The 22,607-nt window shown below is 35.0% G+C and carries 27 protein-coding genes, 1 tRNA gene and 6 pseudogenes; 25 read left to right on the forward strand and 9 right to left on the reverse strand.

The genetic code is table 11. From position 1 onward, the window contains the following. Window positions 1-11: 11 nt before the first annotated feature. Window positions 12-176, reverse strand: a complete 165-nt coding sequence (locus tag IGI47_RS05220; protein WP_053108829.1) for a hypothetical protein — start codon at window positions 174-176, stop codon at window positions 12-14. Window positions 177-329: 153 nt separating this feature from the next. Between IGI47_RS05220 and IGI47_RS05225 the strand changes: the two genes are divergently transcribed. After that, window positions 330-403, forward strand: a tRNA-Arg gene (locus IGI47_RS05225). A 68-nt stretch (window positions 404-471) separates the two neighbouring features. Here IGI47_RS05225 and IGI47_RS05230 read toward each other — a convergent pair. From IGI47_RS05230 to IGI47_RS05245, 4 genes are all read right to left on the reverse strand, one after another. Then, window positions 472-1,611 (reverse strand): tyrosine-type recombinase/integrase, encoded by a 1,140-nt coding sequence (locus IGI47_RS05230; protein WP_438783553.1) that lies wholly within the window; start codon window positions 1,609-1,611, stop codon window positions 472-474. A 136-nt stretch (window positions 1,612-1,747) separates the two neighbouring features. Further along, the gene (locus IGI47_RS05235; RefSeq protein ID WP_104660627.1) at window positions 1,748-2,053 is read right to left on the reverse strand and encodes a DUF898 family protein; all 306 of its coding nucleotides are present in this window, start codon (window positions 2,051-2,053) and stop codon (window positions 1,748-1,750) included. An 84-nt stretch (window positions 2,054-2,137) separates the two neighbouring features. After that, window positions 2,138-2,560: an ImmA/IrrE family metallo-endopeptidase gene (locus tag IGI47_RS05240; RefSeq protein ID WP_438783555.1), complete on the reverse strand. Its 423-nt coding sequence runs from the start codon at window positions 2,558-2,560 to the stop codon at window positions 2,138-2,140. Between the two features lie 17 nt (window positions 2,561-2,577). Further along, window positions 2,578-2,898, reverse strand: a complete 321-nt coding sequence (locus tag IGI47_RS05245; RefSeq protein ID WP_438783556.1) for a helix-turn-helix domain-containing protein — start codon at window positions 2,896-2,898, stop codon at window positions 2,578-2,580. Between the two features lie 300 nt (window positions 2,899-3,198). Here IGI47_RS05245 and IGI47_RS05250 point away from each other — a divergent pair, with 300 nt between their 5' ends. From IGI47_RS05250 to IGI47_RS05330, 17 genes and pseudogenes are all read left to right on the forward strand, one after another. Then, window positions 3,199-3,975: a phage antirepressor KilAC domain-containing protein gene (locus IGI47_RS05250; protein WP_438783557.1), complete on the forward strand. Its 777-nt coding sequence runs from the start codon at window positions 3,199-3,201 to the stop codon at window positions 3,973-3,975. Window positions 3,976-3,989: 14 nt separating this feature from the next. Next, window positions 3,990-4,193 (forward strand): helix-turn-helix domain-containing protein, encoded by a 204-nt coding sequence (locus IGI47_RS05255; RefSeq protein WP_002296611.1) that lies wholly within the window; start codon window positions 3,990-3,992, stop codon window positions 4,191-4,193. 15 nt (window positions 4,194-4,208) lie between these two features. After that, on the forward strand, window positions 4,209-4,529 hold the full coding sequence (locus IGI47_RS05260; protein WP_047927434.1) for a DUF771 domain-containing protein: 321 nt from the start codon (window positions 4,209-4,211) through the stop codon (window positions 4,527-4,529). Between the two features lie 4 nt (window positions 4,530-4,533). Beyond that, window positions 4,534-4,731, forward strand: a complete 198-nt coding sequence (locus IGI47_RS05265; protein ID WP_438783558.1) for a hypothetical protein — start codon at window positions 4,534-4,536, stop codon at window positions 4,729-4,731. 14 nt (window positions 4,732-4,745) lie between these two features. Then, window positions 4,746-5,087 (forward strand): hypothetical protein, encoded by a 342-nt coding sequence (locus tag IGI47_RS05270; RefSeq protein ID WP_224450780.1) that lies wholly within the window; start codon window positions 4,746-4,748, stop codon window positions 5,085-5,087. Further along, the gene (locus IGI47_RS05275) at window positions 5,080-5,814 is read left to right on the forward strand and encodes a DUF1071 domain-containing protein (RefSeq protein WP_002339932.1); all 735 of its coding nucleotides are present in this window, start codon (window positions 5,080-5,082) and stop codon (window positions 5,812-5,814) included. The genes IGI47_RS05270 and IGI47_RS05275 overlap by 8 nt, the downstream gene beginning before the upstream one ends. Window positions 5,815-5,883: 69 nt before the next feature. Next, window positions 5,884-6,441, forward strand: a pseudogene (locus IGI47_RS05280) (helix-turn-helix domain-containing protein); the annotation flags it as partial. A 10-nt stretch (window positions 6,442-6,451) separates the two neighbouring features. Further along, complete coding sequence (locus tag IGI47_RS05285; RefSeq protein WP_146897291.1) at window positions 6,452-6,742, forward strand: hypothetical protein; 291 nt, start codon at window positions 6,452-6,454, stop codon at window positions 6,740-6,742. Next, window positions 6,732-6,884: a hypothetical protein gene (locus tag IGI47_RS05290; protein WP_413120744.1), complete on the forward strand. Its 153-nt coding sequence runs from the start codon at window positions 6,732-6,734 to the stop codon at window positions 6,882-6,884. The genes IGI47_RS05285 and IGI47_RS05290 overlap by 11 nt, the downstream gene beginning before the upstream one ends. Window positions 6,885-6,888: 4 nt before the next feature. Continuing rightward, on the forward strand, window positions 6,889-7,011 hold the full coding sequence (locus IGI47_RS05295) for a hypothetical protein (RefSeq protein ID WP_438783559.1): 123 nt from the start codon (window positions 6,889-6,891) through the stop codon (window positions 7,009-7,011). A gap of 149 nt (window positions 7,012-7,160) precedes the next feature. Beyond that, window positions 7,161-7,460, forward strand: a complete 300-nt coding sequence (locus IGI47_RS05300) for a hypothetical protein (RefSeq protein ID WP_438784447.1) — start codon at window positions 7,161-7,163, stop codon at window positions 7,458-7,460. Further along, window positions 7,460-7,723: pseudogene (locus IGI47_RS05305) on the forward strand (MazG-like family protein); the annotation flags it as partial. The gene IGI47_RS05300 and the pseudogene IGI47_RS05305, both read left to right, overlap by 1 nt. After that, a pseudogene (locus IGI47_RS05310) lies at window positions 7,721-8,845 on the forward strand (hypothetical protein); the annotation flags it as partial. The pseudogenes IGI47_RS05305 and IGI47_RS05310, both read left to right, overlap by 3 nt. A 625-nt stretch (window positions 8,846-9,470) precedes the next feature. Further along, window positions 9,471-9,983, forward strand: a complete 513-nt coding sequence (locus IGI47_RS05315; protein ID WP_438784448.1) for a phage holin family protein — start codon at window positions 9,471-9,473, stop codon at window positions 9,981-9,983. After that, window positions 9,976-10,980 (forward strand): annotated as a pseudogene (locus IGI47_RS05320) (N-acetylmuramoyl-L-alanine amidase). Before IGI47_RS05315 ends, IGI47_RS05320 begins: the two are co-directional and overlap by 8 nt. 344 nt (window positions 10,981-11,324) lie before the next feature. Continuing rightward, entirely contained in the window at window positions 11,325-12,152 is an 828-nt protein-coding gene (locus IGI47_RS05325; protein WP_438783560.1) for a hypothetical protein, read from the forward strand. Next, the gene (locus tag IGI47_RS05330; protein ID WP_438783561.1) at window positions 12,145-12,588 is read left to right on the forward strand and encodes a type II toxin-antitoxin system PemK/MazF family toxin; all 444 of its coding nucleotides are present in this window, start codon (window positions 12,145-12,147) and stop codon (window positions 12,586-12,588) included. The genes IGI47_RS05325 and IGI47_RS05330 overlap by 8 nt, the downstream gene beginning before the upstream one ends. 305 nt (window positions 12,589-12,893) lie before the next feature. Here the strand turns inward: IGI47_RS05330 and IGI47_RS05335 are convergent. From IGI47_RS05335 to IGI47_RS05345, 3 genes and pseudogenes are all read right to left on the reverse strand, one after another. Then, window positions 12,894-13,193 (reverse strand): annotated as a pseudogene (locus IGI47_RS05335) (DUF5960 family protein); the annotation flags it as partial. A 558-nt stretch (window positions 13,194-13,751) separates the two neighbouring features. Continuing rightward, window positions 13,752-14,057, reverse strand: coding sequence for a DUF898 family protein (locus IGI47_RS05340; protein WP_438783562.1), 306 nt, complete (start codon window positions 14,055-14,057; stop codon window positions 13,752-13,754). A 488-nt stretch (window positions 14,058-14,545) separates the two neighbouring features. Continuing rightward, the gene (locus IGI47_RS05345; protein ID WP_005880997.1) at window positions 14,546-15,778 is read right to left on the reverse strand and encodes an aminopeptidase; all 1,233 of its coding nucleotides are present in this window, start codon (window positions 15,776-15,778) and stop codon (window positions 14,546-14,548) included. A 256-nt stretch (window positions 15,779-16,034) separates the two neighbouring features. Here IGI47_RS05345 and IGI47_RS05350 point away from each other — a divergent pair. Continuing rightward, window positions 16,035-16,604: pseudogene (locus IGI47_RS05350) on the forward strand (TetR/AcrR family transcriptional regulator). A gap of 121 nt (window positions 16,605-16,725) precedes the next feature. Here the strand turns inward: IGI47_RS05350 and IGI47_RS05355 are convergent. Further along, the gene (locus IGI47_RS05355) at window positions 16,726-17,166 is read right to left on the reverse strand and encodes a flavodoxin (protein ID WP_311931502.1); all 441 of its coding nucleotides are present in this window, start codon (window positions 17,164-17,166) and stop codon (window positions 16,726-16,728) included. Between the two features lie 167 nt (window positions 17,167-17,333). Between IGI47_RS05355 and map the strand changes: the two genes are divergently transcribed. The 6 genes from map (at window position 17,334) to IGI47_RS05385 (ending at window position 22,603) form a co-directional block, all read left to right on the forward strand. Further along, window positions 17,334-18,098 carry a type I methionyl aminopeptidase gene (gene map, locus IGI47_RS05360; protein ID WP_005880991.1) on the forward strand — a complete coding sequence of 255 codons (765 nt, stop codon included), beginning with the start codon at window positions 17,334-17,336 and terminating at the stop codon, window positions 18,096-18,098. Window positions 18,099-18,129: 31 nt separating this feature from the next. Continuing rightward, a complete protein-coding gene (locus IGI47_RS05365; RefSeq protein ID WP_438783563.1) occupies window positions 18,130-19,053 on the forward strand; it encodes a YihY/virulence factor BrkB family protein in 924 nt (307 codons plus the stop codon). Window positions 19,054-19,132: 79 nt separating this feature from the next. Further along, window positions 19,133-20,263 (forward strand): glycosyltransferase family 4 protein, encoded by a 1,131-nt coding sequence (locus tag IGI47_RS05370; protein WP_311931504.1) that lies wholly within the window; start codon window positions 19,133-19,135, stop codon window positions 20,261-20,263. Then, a complete protein-coding gene (locus tag IGI47_RS05375; protein WP_081133876.1) occupies window positions 20,264-21,064 on the forward strand; it encodes a glycosyltransferase family 2 protein in 801 nt (266 codons plus the stop codon). After that, window positions 21,064-21,891 (forward strand): glycosyltransferase, encoded by an 828-nt coding sequence (locus tag IGI47_RS05380; protein WP_438783564.1) that lies wholly within the window; start codon window positions 21,064-21,066, stop codon window positions 21,889-21,891. Before IGI47_RS05375 ends, IGI47_RS05380 begins: the two co-directional genes overlap by 1 nt. 4 nt (window positions 21,892-21,895) lie before the next feature. After that, window positions 21,896-22,603, forward strand: coding sequence for a glycosyltransferase family 2 protein (locus tag IGI47_RS05385; RefSeq protein ID WP_438783565.1), 708 nt, complete (start codon window positions 21,896-21,898; stop codon window positions 22,601-22,603). Window positions 22,604-22,607 lie beyond the last annotated feature (4 nt).

Below are 22,607 nucleotides of genomic sequence, written 5' to 3' on the forward strand. Positions count from 1 at the left end.
TTTTTTCAATTTTATAATAAATCGTCTTTTTTGGTAAATTTAAACTTTCGACTCTCTTTTTTCTGAGGTTTGTTTTTTTCATGCTGATCGATTGCCTTTTTTGAAAGTTCTTCTCGTTCTTTCTTCGATGCATCAAAACGTTCAGCATAAACTTTTTCTTTTGGTTTGTCATTCATAAAAAAACCTCCTCTATCACCTGAATTTATAAGTACATTTTATCATTACAGGGTCTGTCTTGGAAACGTTTTGCCTCGTTAAAACCAAGAGATTTTAGAATAGAAGCTTGCATGTGGCATATAAACAAGCTAAAATAATAGTATTGAGTTTTTGTTCCTGTAGCTCAGTAGGATAGAGCGATCGCCTCCTAAGCGATAGGTCGCTGGTTCGATCCCAGTCAGGAACGTATAAATAACCCCTGTATCCTTTGTGGTACTGGGGTTTATTTTATATTTGTGCCAAAAATGTGCCAAACTAGTTATCATTTTTATATAAACTATCGAACACAGCATTGATTTTTTCTTTATCCTGATCTTCAAGCTCTCGAACAATATGAAGGTAAGTAGACATTGTGGTTTCTAAACTGCTATGTCCTAAACGTTTCGATACGCTAAGTATATTTACTCCTTGATAAAGTAAAATAGATGCATGTGTATGCCTTAGTCCATGCAAAGTAAATTGCTTTTCAATCCCTAATTTTTTTAATTTTTTGCGCAAATATTTGCTGACGGCGTTTGATGAAACTAATCCATTTTTTAAGTTGAAAAAAACAAAATTATGAGGGTTTTTGATTTCAAAATTCTCGAATAATTCTTTTTGATTGATTTTAAACTTTTTTAAGAGATCAATCGTATGTTTATCAATTGAAATTTTCCGATTTGAAGTCTCGTTTTTTGTTTTTCCCCATTCATTTAATTTATAATTCCATGTTTTATTAATGGTGATGATTTGATCTTCGAAATCGATATCTTCCCATGTTAATCCTAGAAGTTCAGCAAATCGCATTCCAGTAGCACCAGCAACTAACACGAGCATAGGAGAAGAGTACTGTGCAGAAAGGTTTTCTTCTACGAGTTTCATTAAAGATTTAAATTGATCATAATCTAAATATTTATCTTCTTTTGGCTTCAATGAATCTTTTCCTTTGATTACTGCTTTTCTAGTTGGATCAAACGGAATTAATCCTTCTTCTACGGCATCTTTCAACGATGCTCTAATATGGTTATTAAACTTAATAACGGTGGATTTTACATGGTCTTTCGCATACTTATTTAAAAAGCGTTGATATCCAACTCTATCTAAATCAGAAATCAATACCACTGGCATATATTTCTTTATGTTCATTAACGTATCTTCGTATTTTCTATAAGTGATAGGAGATACTGTTCCTTCTTTATAAAGTTGCATCCAATCCTCAAAGTAATCTGATAATAATAGATTTTTGCGATCCCCTTTAAGGCCTTTGTTTAGGTTATATTCTAATTCGTTGGCGGCATCTTTTGCTTCGCCTTTTGTCTTGAATCCTGATTTTCTTATCTTCGTGTATTTTCCGTCATCTTTTTTGTATGAAATTTCGTATTGCCAACTATTTCCACGTTTGACAAATCTTGCCATAATTGAATCTACTCTCTTTCTCTGATACAATAGGCACTATAAAGAAGCCTATTGTGTAGGTTTGTTTTTTCTTAGAACACGCTTCTACTTTGGTCGGTGGGGCGTGTTTTTGTATTGCAGTAATATAATTATGCGTTTAGCTTATTAAGTGAGTATGTTTAACTTTCCATTGTTCTAATTTAATATTTAACCAGAAACTATATATCCCAACTGTTATAATTGTTAAAAGAAGCCATTTTATCCAATTACCAAATAATTGCATTGCAGTTCCATCGAAATATAATCTTTGCCCATTTATAACAGTGTGTTTTATTTTCCAGTTATACAATAAACAAATTCCCCACGGAGCACAGATACCCAGCGTACAAACTGTGATTAATCCTGCTAAAATTGCCGTACCAATATAAGTAAGTAATCCTCCATCAAAATATGAATTTTTCATTTTTAATTCCTCATTTCTGTGATATTATTTTTGTGTGAAATCTTAGAAATAAGGTTTTTAGTCCGTGTTGCAGCACGGGCTTTTTTACTGTGCATAAGAGTATTTTTTCTTGAAATATGACTGGCAAACATTAAAACATTCTGTTCTTAACTTATTATTGATAGCATAGAATTCCATAAAATTTTCCAATTTGAACTGAGATTCATCTGTTAATTCATTCTCAATAAAGATATTAAGTAGAATCATAATAGCGATTCTATCAGCTTCAGCTTCGAACTTTGAATGAAAAGTTGTAGAGTTATCGTACAGTGCTGAATATTCAAAATGTGAAGCAATGAAATGACCGAGCTCGTGGGCTAAATGAAAAGCTTCAGACCTGTCTTCGTGTAGTTTTTCATTCAAAAATACTATTCTTGGTTTTGGATAATAAAAACCTGGTTCTTCCATTTCCATATAGATTAACTTTAAATTATACTCACTCAGCATTTCTTTCAACTTTAAATACATACACCCCATCACTCCAACTATTCATTTTCCTCTAAAGCTTTAGCAATTGCAATCGCTTTGCGCATTGTCTCTTTAGATATTTCTTTTCCGTCAAAAGAAAAAATAGTATCGTCTTCTGATAAATCCACATGTTTAGGGGTCTCTTTTTTCTCTCTTCCTAGAAGATAGTCTATAGAAACACCAAAATAATCTGATACTTTTGCTAAACCTTCGGAGTTAGGTGATACTGATTTCCATTTACTGAAATATCCATTTGAATATCCCAATCTTTTTTCTAATTCTCTTACAGATATTCCGTTTTGCTTTGTTAATTCTTTTATTTTTTCGTATGGATTCATTGATATGTCAACCTTTCTAGACTGACAAGAAAAAATATAGAATAAAACTCTATTTATCTGTTGACAAATTAGAGTTAAACCTCTATACTTGTTCTTGTAAACAAATTTAATAACTAAAAAGACAATAAAAAACACTTTTGATTATTAAACGCCAACCGCCAAGAAAGCTTTTAAAATCAATGTTTATATGTCTTATTTAACTATGTACAAAGTATAGAATAAAACTCTATTCTTTGTCAATTGGATTTAGAAAAAAGTTGTTAAATTTGTTTACGAATATAAAAGAAAGGAATGAGAAATATGAACACACCACAAATTTTTAATTTCGAACAAAACGAGGTTCGAACTGTTTTAGTAAATGATGAACCATATTTTGTAGGAAAAGACGTTGCAAGTGTTTTGGGTTATTCAAACACTAAAGATGCTTTGTCGCGGCATGTAGATTTGGAAGATAAGATGGGGTCGCGAATCACGACCTCAGGTCAATCGAGAGAGATGACGATTATCAACGAATCAGGTCTATACAGTTTAATACTTAAATCCAAGCTACCAAACGCAAAGAAGTTCAAACGTTGGGTAACAAGTGAAGTGTTGCCAGCAATTAGAAAACATGGAGGTTATCTAATTCCAGAAAAAGTAGAAGAAGCTTTGCTTAATCCAGATACAATCATTCAATTAGCAACTCAACTAAAAGAAGAAAGAACTGGAAGATTAATCGCAGAACAAAAGATTGCCGAGTACGAACCCAAAATCTCCTATTTAGATAGCATATTATCTTCTACAGATTCAGTAACAATTAGTCAGATTGCAGCAGATTATGGGATGTCTCCACAACAGATGAATAAATTACTTCATAAACTAGGTGTTCAGAAAAAAGTCGGTAACCAATGGTTATTGTGCAAAAAACACATGAACCAAGGATACACAAAATCTCATACAACTGAGATCCCGAAAGCCGATGGTGGCACTAAAATTGTAATGAATACCAAATGGACACAGAAAGGGCGTCTATTTATCTACGAATTACTAAAAAAAGAAGGATATTACCCTCAAATGGATTTAGAGGAAATTGGTTAGAAAGGAGTTTTAGTATGACTGACATTGCAGAAATCACTCAACGAGATAGAGAAAAAATCAAAGAATATGTCGAAAGTTCAAAGTTCTTAACTTACACCATGCTTGCTGAAAGATTTGGAATTAGCAAAAGCTACTTATCTTTAATTTTAAACGGTAAAAAGACTTCTGCAGAAGCAAACAGAATTATAGATTCGATTATCACTATGTATGAATTGTAAAGGGAGGAACAGCTAATGCAATATCTAGAAGCGAAAATCCCAGTTCCAGAAGGCTATGTAATTATCTCCCAAGTGGATTATGAGGAGTTAAAAAAAGCTGATGATACTGGTAGATGGATGACGTTGCCAGAAGTACTAGAACGGATTAACAGAAAATATGATTGGTTTACTTCTAGAGTTTTAAAGAACCCAAGATATAGAAATATTATCGATATCGAAAAAAACAAAAATGGATTTGTCTATTATCCAGTTGAAGGAAGAGACACATATCTATTTTTAAGAAGTAAAACACTTGAATTTTTAGAAACGAATTTTTCGGAAATATTAAGGAGGTAAGCGGATGGGTAAATTCAACAGAGCACTAGTATTCAGCGCTCCACTAATCATTTATGCTTTAGGTCTTTGGGGAAGCAGACAAGCATTAATCGGTACGATTGTTTACATGGTATGGATCTTTATAGGTCTTGATGAAGCTGAGTATAGAAACAAAAAAGTGACTCCGCCGGCAAGCATAGAGTCACAAAGAAAATACATCTAAGGAGATGTTACCACATGGAAAAAGAACTTTCCACTCTAGATCAATATTTGACTGATCCTAGTTGGGGCAAATCGAATATCAAGGAAACAAGCAATCGAAAAATCAGACGTAATCTTTTGACGAATGAAGAACTAGCATGTGATCAAGATGATTTGGGAAATTTTGTGAGTATTTGGGATCATGTCTATCTTATCCATTTATCGAAGCAGTCCAGAAAACCTGAATACATTTATGTCATCGAAGATGGCTTGATTGATGCGCTAGAAGAGTACGACAGAGATAACTTGATTGATATCTCTTATTACGGACCAGGTAAGAAATACATTGCTGAAATGGAGGCAGAATTTGATGAGTGAAGGAACGAAACGCAACGATAACAAATTATTCAATAGTCTGTACAAGATAACCGTCAATGATGTTGTTGAAAAAAGAAACAAACTAACTTATCTGTCCTGGGCATGGGCGTGGGCAGAAGTCAGCAAAATCTGCGAAGAAGTAGACTATGAAATCTATCGTGATCCAGAAACGCATCGTCCATACCTCTTTGATGAAAAAACAGGCTATATGGTTTTTACCAGTATCACAGTCAACGGAGTAAAGCGTGACATGTGGTTACCAGTCATGGATGGTGCAAACAAGGCAATGAAAGATGAGCCATATACCTACGAAGTCAATGATTATCAGTGGAATAACGAAACGAAGAAAAAAGAGATTGTTGGAAAAATAGAAAAGCGAGTTGAAGCAGCAACTATGTTTGATATCAACAAAACGATCATGCGCTGTCTTGTAAAAAATCTAGCAATGTTTGGGCTAGGGCTATATATATTTGCTGGCGAAGATATGCCAGAAGATGTCTCGATGCTTGAACCAGCTACTCAAAGAAGCAAAAAGCTATTCTTGGATGCTTTACAACTGGTTGCTAACAAGTACGAGAAATCAATTGATGAAGCAATTGTTGCGTTGACTGATGCGGCTTCTATAACCGCTGATGACAGTAAATGGACCAAGAGAGACTTGGGCATTCTAAAACGAGGCGTTAATTGGCTTGAAGATCAGTACAGAGACGAAACAAAAGAGAAGTGATATGAGTGTTTAAACCATTAATCGATTCATATTCAGCAGTTCTGAAAAAGTTCAAAGGAAAAGACATAGGTGCAACTATGGGTAAGTGATTTGATTAAGTTTGGATACTTGAATCGGGAAATAATTTACAAAGAGGGTACCAATCAAATAATCAATAGGTACCTACGAATTAATCAATACCCTATTGACGAAAAACGCAATACCCCTATTGACGAAAAAGTCAAAGATAATAATACATCTTTTAATAATACATTTAATAATACAAAAGAATATATAAGAGAGTTACCGCCTTCGAAAAAAACGAAGGCTACGCCCATCCGTCACAAATACGGAGAATATAAAAATGTTCTTTTGACAGATGAACAGATGGATAAACTCAAAACCGAATTTCCTAACGATTATCAAGAACGGATTGATCGATTATCAGAGTACTGTGCTTCAACAGGTAAGACCTATAAGAACTATCTAGCTACCATTCGTAATTGGGCTAAGAAGGATAATCAGCCTAAGAAGGTATCAAGTGGTTTTAATCGCAATGTAAGACGAGAGAAGCTTCCTGACTGGGCTAAGAACAATTCTATACCTACTGCATCAAATAATGAATTAGACCCTGACGTCCCATTCTAGGAGGTAAAAGTTGAAATCAAATTATTTAGAACTGATTCAGAAAATAGCTAATCGAAAATCAAATGACGACGAAGAGCTTAAAGTCCTGAGAATGGTTTATAGAGAAATTAAATCACCAGACTTCGATGCCAGCGGTAAAGACCGCGTTTCATGGATTAAATTACGCTCGTACTATGTGATCTTTGTAGATAGATCATGGTTAACAAACTCAAAGTACTTTGACGTCCCTTTTGATGTTTGCATAAGCGGTTTACAAAACTATCTAAATTCTCTTGAAGGTGGTAAGGAATATGGACGTTAAAAAGCTAATCGCACAGATTGAAATGATGCACGTAGAAGCATTAAGACAAAGCACCTCTCATGATGACAAATGGCTTAACACGTTCCACGGCGGTCGTGAGAGTGCTTTAGATCAAGTATTGAAATTACTAAAAGGAGCATAACGATATGGATTTTGTCATTAAACATCGTGGAGAAGTGATTAAAGAAGTCTGTTATGAAAACAAGCTTAGGAAACCATTGAAACCTATCAAAGAAAATCAGGCGTGGATGAAAGAAATAAAAAAATGACATTATATTTTTCGATTTCAGGCTTTTTATGTCCTTCGATATATATTTATATGCCTGGTTTGATAAAACTTCTTAAAACGCATAATAATAGTGTTAGAAACGAATTCAAAAAGAAGGGGGCAATATAAGTAGTGTCAAAAACAATGAGTATAGATAAAAAAGAAACAATGAAACGAATTGTTGAATTAACAAAGTCAGAATCTTGGAAAGAAGACGAAGCAATAGTCGCAGAAGTACAAAAACTGGGTAAAGTACTGTGGACTGAAAAAACTAAAAGAAAAAAGCCTAAAAAAATTGCAATTTTGTATGGGAATAAAATCCTAGTTACAGGTACCGCTGAACAGTTATCTGAAATCACTGGACTAAGAAAAAATATTATTTGGGAGAGAGCTAAGAATTTAAAGGTTGATTCTAAAGGTCGTCAATTTAAATATTTGGAGGAGAAATAATGAACGAACTAATCACAAAAGTAGAACAGTGGGCAAAAGATAAGGGATTGGATCAAGCAGATCCAAAAGCGCAATTTTTAAAAGTAGCTGAGGAGTTCGGGGAAATCGCTTCGGCCATGGCAAGAAGTAATGATGAGCTATTTAAAGATAGTATAGGAGACGTAATCGTCACGTTAATTATTCTTTCCATGCAAAAAGGGACAAACATACAAGAGTGTTTAGAAATGGCGTACGATGAAATTAAGGGGCGTACAGGAAAAATGAACAGCTTGTACAAACTAGCATTAGACTTTAGCAAAGAGTTAAACTACACCAAAGCAATTATGGCTCGTCAAGGTGATAAAGGAATTATTGTGTCTGTTAAACCATTTTTAAACGGTTTACAGATGGATACAAGTGATGCAACTTTTACTTTAAAAGGAACGACCCCATCTAACCGCTATGTAGATAGTGTTGCTATTAGTGTAACTGATGATGAAGTCATTTTTTCTCTTGATGGTACATTTATGAGTGAAGAAGGATATTACAAACACTGTTACGTAGAGTACAGAAAAGATGATCAAGTTCTAACTACACAAGATATCATCTTTTTTTCATTAGGAGTATCTGATATTTCTCAAGGTCAAGCTGGTGAATATATTTCTCAATTAGAGAGGCTTATTCAAGAGTACAATGAAACTTTCGATACATTTATAAATCAAATTGAAGTACGTGCTGAAGGTCTGGAAACACAATTAACTAACCTAAAAACTGAGAGTACATTGTTACAAGAGAAATTAGATGATCTTAAAGAAGCGATAAAAAAACTAAGTAATTTATCTGTCATGTACTCTAACAGCGTCGACTTCGGGGACTATGATTATAGTGGAAATCCCAATTTATTTAGAAATATTGACTCAAATAACTGGATTGTTGGGACGGGAGTAACAAAAGGTAGTGAAGAAAATGTGACGACATTCACGCTTTCCGATAGCACTACAAATCCTAATGCTTATGTACAAACAGAAGTACCAATTTTGTCGCCGAATAAAAAATACACGATGAGTACCAAAGTGTTTTTAGATAATCCAGCTTCATCAAATAACTATTTGCTTTACCGCTTAAATAAACAAAGTGATTCTCTTTCTTATTTGCATATAAAGTTAAGTGATTTACCATTAAATGAGTGGGTAGAAGTAGAAACAATGGCAAATCAACATGAAGTATCGTTCGATCCTTCTGAGATAACGAGTGCCTGGTTACAATTACTATTAAATGGCTTTACAGGTACTATCAAAATTAAAAATGAACTTAAAATTGAAGAAGGTGAATCAGCTACACCATACCAGCCCAATCTATTAATTGCGCCTTTTTATCTATCAAAACAAGTAACGGGAGAAAGAATGTACAAATATTTTGGTACAGGAATTAAGGATAGTGACAATCCAAATGACTTTGTCTGGGATTTGACTTCTGAATATATAGAAGCAAATTTTGCTAAGGAAACAGAGGTGGAAACAAATACTAATAATATTGCAATGCTAATTGATGACTTAAGAGTAGTGACGGCGAATGTTGTTTGGATGAAAAATAATACTTATGTTCTAGGGGAATGGCAAGATTTATCACTAACAGAAGGTTATCAAGGAGGAGACGGAACTAGTCCTAAGTATCGAATTGACACAATAGATGGTCATAAAAAACTATCATTTAGAGGTGCGGTAACCACAACAAGTAATACATTGCCTAGTCAAACACAACAACATATTATTTCTACATTGCCAGATGAACTCACCCCTTCTGATACTAAAATGGGCTTAGGGGCAACTAATTCATTGAGTACTTCATGCAGAATAGCTGTCACTAGCGCAGGAAATCTATACGTAGGAAATGACAGTGGCAAAGATGTTAAATATTGTTATTTGGATACATTTTCATATTGGTTAGATTGAAGAAAATAAAATCATTTAGTAGCGTGCTCAAATGAGTGCGCTTTTTATTTTTATGAAAGGAAGAAAATAAGTGAATACAATGATAGAACTGTTGAAAAATCAACTTTTAAAAATGAGTCATGACGGTAGTTGGGTATTCGGTGCAATTGGTGGAGGAATTTCTTTTGTGTTTCCTGATTGGATTACATCAAAGAAATTAGGTATTGAGCATGCGGTTGTTATTGGAATATTATTAGCAGTTTTTCTTATGGAATGGGCTGTGGGTTCTAGTTTAGCCAAACTATCGACAAGTAAAAAGAAAAATAGTACGACTCTGATCGATTCAGCTATTCGAGATTTTATAATCTTGGTGATTTGCATGATTGCCTATGGATTTGATTATTTGTTAGGTACTGGCTCCATTATTTTTTGTTTGTTTACCTTCGCTTTTATTTACCATAATTTCTATAGTTTGATGGCAAATATAGCTGTTTTAGGTTGGGAAGATAAATTTCCAATGTGGCTAATTAAGTGGCTAGAAGATGAAATTGAAGTTAAAAAAGAAAAATATTTCCCAACAAATCATTTACGAGGAGACGATGAAAATGAGTAAACACTTAGTAGTTTTTGGACACGGACAAGGTGATCCTGGAGCAATGGGGAATGGCTATCAAGAAGCAACGTTTACCAGAAATATTTTAGGTCAAAAATTGAAAGCATGGGCTTCTAAGTTGAAAAGGCATCAAATCGACTTTTACAATGAATCACTAGATATGTTTCAACAAACAAAAGCTGGAGGTGGAGCGTATGACGTAAATGGGTATGATTCTGTGACGGAGCTTCACTTGGATGGATCAGAAAATCCTAACGCTGAAAATGGCCATGTGATTATCAACGCTCGATTTAAAGCGGATAGTAATGATCTCGCGATTGCAAAAGTGATTGAGAAATATGTTGGATTGTGGGGATCATCGAAACCCACTGGCGTTGTGGGAAGGTCAAACCTATTAAATTGCAATGTTTTTGCGAATCGAGGTATTTCTTATCGATTGGTCGAATTAGGATTCATTACGAACAAGCGGGATATTGATGAGCTAACAAAAAATCTTGATGCGATTGCGAAAGGGATAGTTGAAGCCATTACAAGCGAATCTCTGAGTGGAGATACTTCTTCTACAAATACAGTATCAAAACCACAAACACCGTCTGATCATGATAAAGCAGTAGCAGATAGTAAAGCTGTTCACCAAGGAAATGCATGGGCTAAATTAGACAAGTTCAATGAAGTAAGTAAAGACAAAGCTCGCTTGGCTGCTTGGTTAGTTCCAGATAAACCATAAGGGCCGATCGGCAAATATGCCTTCATTTTGATTATGGAGCATGGAACAAACAAAGAATTAACTCGCTACCAGTCTAAAGGAATCGCTCGGCCAGATGTGAAGAAGGCATACGGCTATCAGGGTGGCGATGCTTTAGGATTCGATGTGACGTTCGACACAGATTGGTTAAAAGGCAAGAAAATCGATATCATCTTACGTCGATGCAATCAAACGAATGGAGAAGGTGCAGTAAATGATGTGCGTATTTCTGATATTTATTTGACGCTATAAAAATAGCTCCTCGTTGAGGGGCAGTACATAAATAAATTGAAATAGTTGAACATTGTTTTTGATTGATACTAAATGTGGAGGATAAACAATTCCTAGTGTTATGAAATGATTTCGATAATCTTAACATGATTTATGCGAGACTGAAAGCGAGTGGGTTAGCAAGCTTGATTAAAAGACAAGTTATCATTCATTGCAACTAAATTATGAGCAAAACATATATTCTTGCTTTATTAAGAGCCCTCGGAACTATTAGAGCGATTCTATTTTATGTTAAAAACGCTTGTATTAACATTATAGATTTGGTTTAATTTAATTATACTATCTAGTGTTAAAGGAGTAATATAGTGGATTGGAATGAGTACCCTTGTAAGTTAGACACTTTAAAAGGTGTTGATTGTATTTTTTCTATTGACGAAAATGGAAATTCTACTTTAAAAAATGCACATCTATTTAATGAGAACAATAAATTGTTCACTATATCAGGAGTGCATATTGATACTGAACATTATAATTTAATCAGGGACCAATTAATGTATATAAAAAACAAATATTGGACAGATGGACTATTTCAAGGAAAACGAGTAGTTTTTCATTCTAAAGAAATACGAAAAAAACAAGGACCATTTAATCCGAAAATAATCAATTATGATGATTTTAAAAGTGATTTTAATGTTTTTTTATCAGAATTACCAGTAAAGATTTATTCTGCTACTATTGATAAATTTGAACACAATAATAGATATTTTCAACCGTATCCTGTATATGAATTAGGCGTCGAATTCATTATAGAAAGATTTTGCTTTGATTTAAGAAGGCAGAATAAAAAAGGAATCGTTTTGCTAGAATCTAGAGGATACAAAGAAGATTGTTTAGTGTTAAGTAAGTTAAAAACATTATTAAAATCAGGTAATGAGTATAATAATGAAGATAACTTTTCATGTATATGTGGTGTGTACTTCAATCCGAAGAGAACTATTGATGGCATGCAATCGTACTGGCCTCTCGAGATTTCTGATATCCTGTCATATAGAATACACAGATTTGTAAGAACAGAGATAGAAGATGCTGATTTTGCTTGTATCAAAGAAAAAATATTTGGGTTTCCAGATTTTGAAGGAAAAGGACTAAAAATATTTCCATATAAGAAATTGCGGAGTGAGAAAAATGAATGAATTAGAAAGTCAAAAAAAGAAACAAGCATTGGATAATTGGGTAATATCTAAAGAAATTCTAGCAAATGATTGGATAAAAATGGAAAAAGACAAAAGAAATCGCCCGTTTAAACAAGGTGAAATTGTTATGTGTGAACTTGGTGAAAATATTGGATATGAAATTTGCAAAAGAAGACCTGTGCTAGTAGTATCCGATGATAGATATAGTAATAATGGTCATGTCGTGATTATTCCTCTAACTAAAAACACTCGACCTTTGTATACACACTATATATTAAAAAAAGAAAAATATGATTTTTTGACTTGGGATTCTTGTATTAAAACGGAACAAATTAGAAGTATTGCTAGCATAAGATTAGAAAAAGTAATTGGTAAAATAGATGATGATGATATGAGAAGAGTAAAAAATAGACTAAAAACATTAATTAATATATAATAAAAATATAAAAGGGTGTTGACGTTTAAAACACTAATTGATAAAATCTAAAGTATGTTGTCCATCTAGTCATGGACTTTTGACATTTAACAGTGGTCTGGGGATATCCCAAACGGAAAGTTAAGTGGTTTTATTGCCCCTCAAGTCAGGGGCCTTTTTTTATTGGCTTAACTTTATCTTAGCTGGTTAGTGTCGACCCAGGTCTTTTTTTCGTTCTCCAACCAGCTGCTCTACTTGACGTTATAAAAAATAGCCCTCTCACTTTCTGAGGGGGCATACATAGTTTTATTTAGTGTAGTAAACATATCAGTATATTTTTCAGGATCAACAAAAGTATACTTTACATAGTCATAGCGCCGATGATCGCTCCGTGCGTCTGGCACGTCAGTCACGACATCAAACAAAAAATATACGTCTTTCTTCATTCTAGTTTTCGCAGCAGGGATTTTAAAGTAGTTTTTATTAGAATAGTAGAGATTGATTAATAAACTGTCTTCGATTGCTAAAAAGAAAACTTCTGAATCCCACACCTTATAAAAATCTTTGATAAATCTATTCAAAGGATCAAATTTAAACCATAATTGTGTTTTTCCTTCCATCAGCATAAAAGATCACCTCGAAAAGAGTATACGAACAAACGTTCTTTTTGTAAAGGTGGAATTTATTATACTAAATAAATAGTTGAACAAGTACTTGTGCCAAATTATGTGCCAAAAAAAATCGAATTTAATAAAACACAAACAAAAAGGAATCCTATTATGATAACATTTCTTATAATAACAAACACAACAGAAGACGTGTAATAGTTAGTCAGGAACGTATAAATAAGAGGTTGGGACAGAAGTGTTTAACTCCGAGAAATAAGCCGAAATTCACGAAAATTGCTTTTCAAATTTTTGTGAATCTCGGCTTATTTAAGAAGGAGTTGCTTCTGCTCCCACCGTTTATTCGTTTTTAGAGAATAAGACAAAAGTGTTTCTTACTTTTGTCCCATTCTCGTTTGCTTTGTGCTTATGCAAAAAATGCCAAACTAGTTATCATTTCATATAAAGTAGTGAACAATATCGATGTTTTATCTTGAGTCACCACTTCTCATAGAGGAAGCAAACGAGACACCTCGATACATAAACTGTACTTGGTAGATAAAAATCAACCATAAAATATCAACCTGCTACATGCGTATGCTTCACTCGCCATTGTTCCAATTTGATGTTTAACCAAAAACCGTAAATTCCTAGCGTGATAAATGTCAGTAATAACCACTTGATCCAATTTCCAAATAATTGCATTGCTGTACCATCGAAATACAGTCTTTTTCCATTGATCACTGTGTGTTTGATCTTCCAATTATACAGCAAGCAAATTCCCCACGGTGCACAGATTCCGAAAGTACACACGGTAATCAAGGTAGCTAGGATCGATGTGCCGATATATGTCACCAATTCGCCATCAAAATACGAGTTTCTCATTTCTAATTCCTCTTTTCTAGGTTGGATTTTTTTGTAAATAATCTGTATAACAAGAACAGTCTGCCGTATGCCAGTTCGAGTACGGCTTTTTTTGGTTTCATGAAAAAACTTGTTGCGCTTAGGAATAGTAATAAGTTATTTTACCTTTCTTTAGAGAAGGTGACAAATCGCTTTTTTCTCATTTTTTATAAAGTTGTTTTCATGATTTTTCGAGCACTTTCAATTGTAGAAAAATCAATACATCAAAGAATGTATTCGTAACTTAGTAGGTCTTAGGCTGTCTTTCAAATATTGCTAGCATCAATGTCATTCAAAAGAAATTTTCTCATGGATATGGATAAGACGTGCAGATAGTCAGAAAAAAATAAACTAGCAATCACCACTAGCCAAGAAAATTTCTCCTAGTCAGTGATAGTTGCTAGTTTTTAGGATAATTAATCAGTAAAAAAATCTGATTTTATTCTTTTATGAAGAAGGGAGCTAACTGATCATGCCCAATTACCATTTCGGAAAACGGGAACAGTTGAGCCATCTTCACGAATGCCGTCAATATTCATTTTATCGGATCCTACCATGAAATCCACATGAGTTTGACTTCGATTCAAGCCAGCTTCTGCTAGTTCCTCATCGGTCATTTCTGTTCCGCCCTCTACACTGAATGCATAAGCGGCGCCGAGTGCTAAATGATTGGACGCATTTTCATCAAACAGTGTGTTATAGAAGATGATACCTGATTGAGAGATAGGAGAGGGATCAGGTACAAGTGCTACTTCTCCTAACGAACGAGCGCCTTCATCTGTATCCAATAATTTAGCTAATACATCTTGACCTTGTTCTGCAGAAAAATCGATGACTTTTCCATCTTTAAATGTGAATGTCATTCCAGAAATAGTAGTCCCAGCATAACTTAGTGGTTTAGTACTAGAAATATACCCATTGATTCGTCGGTAATCTGGGGCAGTAAAGACTTCCTCCGTTGGCATATTTGCCATGAATTTTTCGCCGCGGGCGTTATAGCTTCCAGCGCCTTCCCAAAGATGATTTTTTGGCAATCCTATAATGATGTCTGTACCTGGGGCAGTATAGTGTAAAGCAGAAAACTGTTCTTTATTTAGCTCTGCAGCTTTTTGCGCTAATGTTTCATCATGCTTTTCCCAAGCTAATATTGGATCTTCTTCATAAACACGAGTAGTTTTAAAGATCTGATCCCATAAAGCATCGACCTGTTCTTCTTCAGGTAGATCAGGGAAGACTTTTGCAGCCCATTGTTTGCCTGCTGCTGCAACAACTGTCCAACTTACTTTATTTGCTTGTGTCGCTTTTCGAAGATTCATCAAGGCTTTGCCAGAGGCAGCTTGAAATGTGGCTACACGATCGCTATCGATTCCGGCAAATGCTTCAGGATCAGATGAAACGACACTGATTCGACTTGCACCTTTAGCTACCCAATCGTCTGTTTGATCAATTTTATATTGAGGGATTTGTTCGAGACGATCATTTGCTGCATGAGAAAGAAATTCTTTTTGGATGACATCGTCTGTCCATTGAACGATGACTTCAGCTGCACCTGATTGATAGGCTTCTTTTGTGATCAAACGTGCTAGAGGAGCCTGATCAACGTTGATTTGTAGGACAACGGTATGGTCCTTTTTTACGCTGACTCCAGTTTCAACGATCAAGCGTGCGTATTTTTCAAGATTTTCATTAAAATTTGCTAACATAGTTTTTTTCCTCCTCATTATTTATCGGATAACTATTTGTATGATAACACTTAATAAAAGTATATACAATTTGCATAAACATGTAAATGTTAATTTCTTGGATAAAAAAATAGTGCTTTTTTTCTTGATAATTGCTTTGATTTGAGTATTTTTATAAATATTCAAAAACAAGTTGTGTATAGTAAAAAAAACATGTTACAATAAAATCAATCAATGGTGGAAGCGTTATAAATAATTTCAAGGAGATTAAAAAATTATGGCAAGAAAAAAGACGATTACAAAGGAGCAGATTTTGTCAGCTGCATATGAAGTGGCTACCACAGAAGGTTTTTCAAGATTTACTGCTAGAAATATTGCAAATAAGATGAATTGTTCCACCCAACCGATTTATCTTGAATTTAAAAACATGGATGACTTAAAACGGGCACTGTTTGTACAAATCTATGATTACTTAAAATATGAAGTGTTTCCTGTAGTACATACTGGGAATACGATTATTGATTTAGCTTATAACTATATTCATTTCGCTAATCGCGAGAAAAAACTATATAGTTCATTGTACTTAGAAGAATATGGTGGGGGAAAGGAGATGCAGGCTTTCTCTTATAATTATTTTGTACAAATGGTCAAGGACGACCCCCAATATGCGTACTTGTCAGATGAACAAATCGAATCCTTGCATAATGGTACGTAGATTATTGCTACAGGTATTGCTGCCTTGATGTCCTCGAACATCATCCACCCCACAGATCACCAGATTGAAAAAATCATCCAAGATAATATTGATGCTATTTTGAATTTGAAAGAACCGATCGAAGTGGATTGATAACCATTCATTGTGCCGTTGAAAATCTTTGCCAAGCGTACCCGTTGATTTCCGAGATTAAATGCTTCTAATGATAAAAAGAGCGCATCCTGTCACTTCTCTCCGACAGGATGCGTTCTTTTTATATTTTTGCTGCGAGTGTTTTTGCGAAAGCTTCAAGATTCTCGATGTCTTCTTCTTCAGCGTTCAGATCGACTTTGACATTCTCTGCACCTTTGACAGCACCAGTTTTGGCGAATGCTGCATCAAAGTCGTCTACCGATTTACAAAATTCATCATAAAAGGTATCACCTGAGCCGCACACACCATAGATTTTTCCGGATAAGTCTAATTCTTGTAAGTCTTCATATAGATCAACGATCTCATCTGGTAAATCTCCGTCATCGTATGTATAAGTGGCGATGACACAAATATCTGCATCTTCAAACTCATCTGCATCCACTTGGGTACACTCGTTGATCTCAACTTCGATATCTAAATTTTCAAAAGCTTCTGCTACGATATCCGCAATTTCTTCTGTATTTCCAGTCATACTTGCATATACAATTTTTGCTAAAGCCATGGGTTGTGCCTCCTGATTAATAAATGAAATGAAGTGTTCATTTTTATAAAGTATACCAAAACATCAAGTAAAAGAAAACAGAACTTAGCGATTTGAGAGAATCTGATTTGGCGAAATTCAAGCTACTATGGTAAAATAAAAAGGATTTGTAAAAAGGAGACGAAAGTATGATTACATTAAAATCAGCACGAGAAATTGAAACGATGGCAGAGTCTGGTGCCTTACTAGCGGATGTACATAAAAATCTGCGAGATTTTATCAAACCAGGTATAACAAGTTGGGATATCGAAGTATTTGTTCGTAATTATATCGAAAGCCATGGAGGAATTGCTGCACAAATCGGTTTTGAAGGATACGAATATGCAACATGTATCAGTATCAATGATGAGATTTGTCATGGTTTTCCACGTAAAAAACCGCTAAAAAGCGGAGATCTAGTAAAAGTCGATATGTGTATCGACTTAAAGGGTGGAATTTCCGATTCATGTTGGTCTTACGTTGTTGGCGAATCTACACCTGAAATCGATCGGTTGATGGAAGTAACGAAAAAAGCACTTTATTTAGGGATAGAACAAGCACAAGTAGGCAACCGTATCGGCGATATCGGGCATGCTATCCAGACATATGTAGAAGGGGAAAACTTAGCCGTGGTCCGAGATTTTATTGGTCATGGTGTCGGTCCTACGATCCATGAAGAGCCACCAGTCCCTCATTACGGTGAAGCCGGCAAAGGGTTACGCTTGAAAGAAGGAATGGTCATCACGATCGAACCAATGGTAAATACTGGAACATGGAGAATGAAAATGGATCCTAATGGCTGGACAGCGTATACAAGAGATGGTGGTCTGTCTTGCCAATATGAACATACCTTAGCAATCACAAAAGATGGTCCAAGAATTTTGACATCTCAAGGTGAAGAAGGTACCTATTGATCAACTAAAGGAATAGATATGGGAGAATTTTATGAAACTTTTGGTAAGAATTAAACAGAATGAAAACTTGATGCGGTTTATTGAAACAACACAAAAACGTATCACTGATTCAGAGATGGGAACTACGTCTGTTGTTGTAGCGTATTATTTACTCCTATCATTGTTTCCCCTGATTATTGCATTCGGGAATATCTTGCCATTTCTCCATATCGACCAAGAAACAGTCTTGACATATGTACGAGAAGTGATTCCAGAGACGATCTATCAGTTTATCGGTCCGGCAGTTAAAAACCTGCTAACTCAAAGCTCGGGCGGACTTTTGTCAGTGTCTGCTCTGGCAGCTTTGTGGTCTGCGAGTCAAAGTATCAATGCACTGCAAATTGCCATGAACAAAGCGTATGGTGTGGAAAACAGAAAAAACTTTTTGATCGTCCGTTTTTTTTCACTTGTAGTGATCCTTTTGTTTATGTTTGCAATCAGTGGAGTGACGATCGTTTTAGGTCTTGGACAGTTGATTTTAGAAGCAATCCAACCTATTTTTAAATTTTCTGTGAACTTCATTGATCAATTCCAAACATTGAAATGGCCAATTACGTTGGTTGCTTTATTCGTTATTATGTTTTTGATTTATTTGATCGTTCCTAATGCGCAACTAAAGCTAAAGGCAGTGATTCCAGGAACGATTTTTGCAACAGTCGGTTGGATGTTGCTCTCACAAGTATTTGGTATTTATGCAAAGTATTTCGCAACACGAGTCAGCGGCTATCAAATCATCGGAAGTTTTATCGTGCTGATGTTGTGGTTGAATTTTGCAGCAACCATCATCATACTTGGGGGGATCATCAATGCTGTTGTGCAGGAATACATAACAGGTAAAGAAGTAAAAAAACGACGAGACCCTACTAACAAATGGATCACTCGTTTGAAAAATAAATTTTCTCATAAAAAAAATTAGATATGAGAGTTCTTCTTGTCAAATGCATAGAAGTGTTTTTATAATACTTTTGAACTCTTAGATTAAAGTAGGTGCCGATATGCTTGTTTCATTTAGTATGGTCATAAGATTTTTCTCAACGATATTATTATCTTTAATATTAACTCCTATATTTAAAATCATTTCAGTACAAACAGGAATGGTCGATAAACCAAATGAACGACGCATCAATAAAGTTCCAATGCCTTCTGCTGGAGGATTACCTATTTTTCTTTCATTTGTGGCATCGACGCTATTCTTTTTTCGTGATATTATTCCTAAATTTTATATCCTTCCTATTTTATTCGCTGCTTCAGTCATTATCATAACAGGTGTGTTGGATGATAAATTTGAGTTGACACCGAAACAAAAAAGCGTCGGGATATTATTGGCATCCTTGGTTATCTATTTTGTTGCAGACATCCATATCGATTCGTTTACGCTACCGTTTTTCGGTTATATCGAATTAGGTTGGCTGAGTTTTCCAGTGACCATATTCTGGATATTTGGTATTACAAATGCAGTGAATCTGATTGATGGGCTAGATGGATTAGCAGCTGGGATCTCATTGATCGGATTGATCACGATCGGTATTATTGGGTACTTTTTTTTACATGCTTCTACGGTTTATATACCTATTGTCATCTTTTGTTTGGTAGCAAGTATCATTGGTTTTCTGCCGTATAATTTTTATCCTGCAAAGATTTATCTTGGAGATACAGGGGCACTTTTTTTAGGCTTTATGATGGCAGTTCTTTCTTTACAAGGATTAAAGAATGTGACGTTTGTTTCTTCTATTTCGTTATTGATCGTCATGGGAGTACCCGTCACAGATACATTTTTTGCTATCGTGAGAAGAAAAGCCAATCGTGTGTCATTTTCTACTGCGGACAAAAAACATTTACATCATCGCTTGATGAGCTTAGGCTTTACTCATAAAGGAGCGGTTTTAACGATTTATGCGATAGCACTGATGTTTTCCTTCACAGCGATGATCATGAATTACACTGGAGAACTAGGAACCATCGTTTTGATCATTTCTATGCTTTTTGCAGCGATTCTATTATTCGAATTGATTGGTCTGATCAATGAGAATCATCAGTATATTCTTAAGACCTTGCGCTTTTTGGGTAATAAAGAATATCGGACACAAGTGATACAGAAATACAAGAAGAAATGGAATAGACGCTAAATGGAAAAAAGAATCGAACAGCCAATTTTAATCAGTATTGTGACGGCAAATAGCCAAAAAATCTTTCAAACCCTAGATACGCTTATTGCAAGTCTTGAGGATCAGCCAAACATCGAAATTCTGATATTTGATAATTGCTCTATGCCAGACTATCAAGAAAAATTAAAAGAGTATCTGCAATATCCGTATATCAAAATTTATTTCAATGCAGAAAATAAAGGATTTGGGTATGGTCACAATCATAACTTGTTATCAAGCCAATCTCCTTATGCAGTCATTTTTAATCCAGACGTTTTAGTCGAAGAACAAACGATCGTGGAATTAGTTCAACTTTTAAAAGAGCATCCAGAATGTGCGATGCTCGCACCTAAAATATTGAACGAAGATGGTACGACACAGTATTTGATTCGTCAGCGATTGGCTGTGTTCGATTATATCTTACGTTTTATTCCTTTCCACTTTGTCAAACAGATGTTTGACAAACGACTTGCAACGTTTGAATGTCGGGAATTGCCTGAGGACTCGAATAGCTATGTTCGCATGATATCTGGGAGTTTTATGGTGATAGATGTCAAAAAGTTCAAAGAAATCAATGGTTTTGATGAGCGTTATTTTATGTACTTTGAAGATAATGATCTCTGTTTAAAAGCCGAAAAGGCGGGGTATAAACTTCTTTATACGCCAAAGTATTCGATCATCCATTTATATGGTAAAGGCGCCCATCGGAATTTTAAACTTTTCCGCGTATTTTTGACTTCGATGGGGAAATTTTTCAATAAGTGGGGGTGGACTTTTTTTTGATGAAAAATCAATTATTAGTTGTGGTTGTTCTTTATCAACAAAGTTTGTCCCACCTGCCTTCATATGATCTTTTTTCCAAAGCTGTCTTTGAAAAAAAGATTCAACTCGTAGTGTATGACAATAGCTGTGAACCACAAACAGACCCGCTTTTTGAGACAGACAATGTTTTGTATTATCATGATGGGGAAAATCCAGGGCTCGCAAAAGCTTACAATTATGCGTTAGCGCATGCTAAAAAAGAGCATTCTTCCTTTGTTCTATTGGATCAAGATAGTCGATTAAGCGAGTCGTACTTTGATGAGTTATTGCAGATTATTTGGGTAGAGGATCAAGTAGCTGCTGTCCCCATGGTTTATGATCATGGACGTCAAATTTCACCGGTCTATGCAGATCAGTATGTGAATCGCCAAGTCCAAATGGTGGATAAACCACAACTCGTTAGCGACCGATTGATGGCGATTAATTCTGGCGCAGCTTTTTCCATTGATTTTTTAAAAGAAATCGGAGGATTCAATGTCGATTTTCCTCTCGACTTTTTGGATCATTGGTTATTTTGGAAAATACACCAGCGAAAGAAAAAAGTAGCTGTTTTACCTCAGAAAATCGAACATGATCTTTCCGTGCTTGATTATACCAAGGTGAACGTGAATCGATACCGCTCTATTTTACAGGCGGAAACTCTATTTTACCAAAATTATGATCAGGGATTACTAAGAAAACATCGAAAACAATTATTACTGCGTACAGCAAAGCAGTTTTTGACAGTCAAAAACAGAAAAATCTGGCGATTGACCTTGCGATCCTTTGCTGAAAATTGGAAGGTGTGAGTTTGTGCATTCAGTTTGTATGGCTACTTTTAATGGTGAAAAATATTTAAAAGAACAACTAGACAGTATTTTAAAACAGCTGTCAACCAATGATGAGTTGATTGTTTCTGATGACGGTTCCACAGATGGCACATTAGCGATTCTAGCGGAATATGCTGAAAAAGATGCACGGATCAAAATTTTTGAAGGACCAAAAAAAGGTCTTATTGCTAATTTTGGTCATGCCATTGAACAGACGAAAGGTGATGTCATCTTTTTAGCAGATCAGGATGATGTGTGGTTAGAAGGAAAAGTCGATAAAATAGCAACGTATTTTGAAACATATCCAGAACAATTAGTAGTGGTTTCTGATCTTGTGATTGTTGATAGTGAATTGAATGAACGTTACTCTTCTTATTTTGCGTATCGACAGTCAAAAGAAGGTTGGCTGAATAATTTGATCCGCAGTCACTATATTGGGGCTGGTATGGCATTTCGCTCTTCTTTAAAAAAAGACATCTTACCTATTCCAATCGATGTTCCGATGCATGATATGTGGATCGGTTTATTAGGTGGAAAACATGTCGGCTTTATTCGACAACCGTTGACACTTTATCGCAGGCATGATTTCAATGTAAGTGAAATCAACACTCATTCAAAGATTCGTCAGAAAATTTCTTGGCGGCTCCATTTGTTGAAGGTCCTTGCCAAAAGAAAATGGTTGGGACGTTGATAAA

Source organism: Enterococcus sp. AZ191 (genome assembly GCF_051713845.1).
Lineage (GTDB): Bacteria > Bacillota > Bacilli > Lactobacillales > Enterococcaceae > Enterococcus_B > Enterococcus_B durans.

What these genes read in the sequence shown, in the direction of transcription:
- IGI47_RS05220 (WP_053108829.1), bottom strand. Translation starts at nt 176, where the DNA reads ATGAATGACAAACCAAAAGAAAAAGTTTATGCTGAACGTTTTGATGCA.
- IGI47_RS05230 (WP_438783553.1), bottom strand. Translation starts at nt 1,611, where the DNA reads ATGGCAAGATTTGTCAAACGTGGAAATAGTTGGCAATACGAAATTTCA.
- IGI47_RS05235 (WP_104660627.1), bottom strand. Translation starts at nt 2,053, where the DNA reads ATGAAAAATTCATATTTTGATGGAGGATTACTTACTTATATTGGTACG.
- IGI47_RS05240 (WP_438783555.1), bottom strand. Translation starts at nt 2,560, where the DNA reads ATGTATTTAAAGTTGAAAGAAATGCTGAGTGAGTATAATTTAAAGTTA.
- IGI47_RS05245 (WP_438783556.1), bottom strand. Translation starts at nt 2,898, where the DNA reads ATGAATCCATACGAAAAAATAAAAGAATTAACAAAGCAAAACGGAATA.
- IGI47_RS05250 (WP_438783557.1), top strand. Translation starts at nt 3,199, where the DNA reads ATGAACACACCACAAATTTTTAATTTCGAACAAAACGAGGTTCGAACT.
- IGI47_RS05255 (WP_002296611.1), top strand. Translation starts at nt 3,990, where the DNA reads ATGACTGACATTGCAGAAATCACTCAACGAGATAGAGAAAAAATCAAA.
- IGI47_RS05260 (WP_047927434.1), top strand. Translation starts at nt 4,209, where the DNA reads ATGCAATATCTAGAAGCGAAAATCCCAGTTCCAGAAGGCTATGTAATT.
- IGI47_RS05265 (WP_438783558.1), top strand. Translation starts at nt 4,534, where the DNA reads ATGGGTAAATTCAACAGAGCACTAGTATTCAGCGCTCCACTAATCATT.
- IGI47_RS05270 (WP_224450780.1), top strand. Translation starts at nt 4,746, where the DNA reads ATGGAAAAAGAACTTTCCACTCTAGATCAATATTTGACTGATCCTAGT.
- IGI47_RS05275 (WP_002339932.1), top strand. Translation starts at nt 5,080, where the DNA reads ATGAGTGAAGGAACGAAACGCAACGATAACAAATTATTCAATAGTCTG.
- IGI47_RS05290 (WP_413120744.1), top strand. Translation starts at nt 6,732, where the DNA reads ATGGACGTTAAAAAGCTAATCGCACAGATTGAAATGATGCACGTAGAA.
- IGI47_RS05295 (WP_438783559.1), top strand. Translation starts at nt 6,889, where the DNA reads ATGGATTTTGTCATTAAACATCGTGGAGAAGTGATTAAAGAAGTCTGT.
- IGI47_RS05315 (WP_438784448.1), top strand. Translation starts at nt 9,471, where the DNA reads ATGATAGAACTGTTGAAAAATCAACTTTTAAAAATGAGTCATGACGGT.
- IGI47_RS05330 (WP_438783561.1), top strand. Translation starts at nt 12,145, where the DNA reads ATGAATGAATTAGAAAGTCAAAAAAAGAAACAAGCATTGGATAATTGG.
- IGI47_RS05340 (WP_438783562.1), bottom strand. Translation starts at nt 14,057, where the DNA reads ATGAGAAACTCGTATTTTGATGGCGAATTGGTGACATATATCGGCACA.
- IGI47_RS05345 (WP_005880997.1), bottom strand. Translation starts at nt 15,778, where the DNA reads ATGTTAGCAAATTTTAATGAAAATCTTGAAAAATACGCACGCTTGATC.
- IGI47_RS05355 (WP_311931502.1), bottom strand. Translation starts at nt 17,166, where the DNA reads ATGGCTTTAGCAAAAATTGTATATGCAAGTATGACTGGAAATACAGAA.
- map (WP_005880991.1), top strand. Translation starts at nt 17,334, where the DNA reads ATGATTACATTAAAATCAGCACGAGAAATTGAAACGATGGCAGAGTCT.
- IGI47_RS05365 (WP_438783563.1), top strand. Translation starts at nt 18,130, where the DNA reads ATGAAACTTTTGGTAAGAATTAAACAGAATGAAAACTTGATGCGGTTT.
- IGI47_RS05370 (WP_311931504.1), top strand. Translation starts at nt 19,133, where the DNA reads ATGCTTGTTTCATTTAGTATGGTCATAAGATTTTTCTCAACGATATTA.
- IGI47_RS05375 (WP_081133876.1), top strand. Translation starts at nt 20,264, where the DNA reads ATGGAAAAAAGAATCGAACAGCCAATTTTAATCAGTATTGTGACGGCA.
- IGI47_RS05380 (WP_438783564.1), top strand. Translation starts at nt 21,064, where the DNA reads ATGAAAAATCAATTATTAGTTGTGGTTGTTCTTTATCAACAAAGTTTG.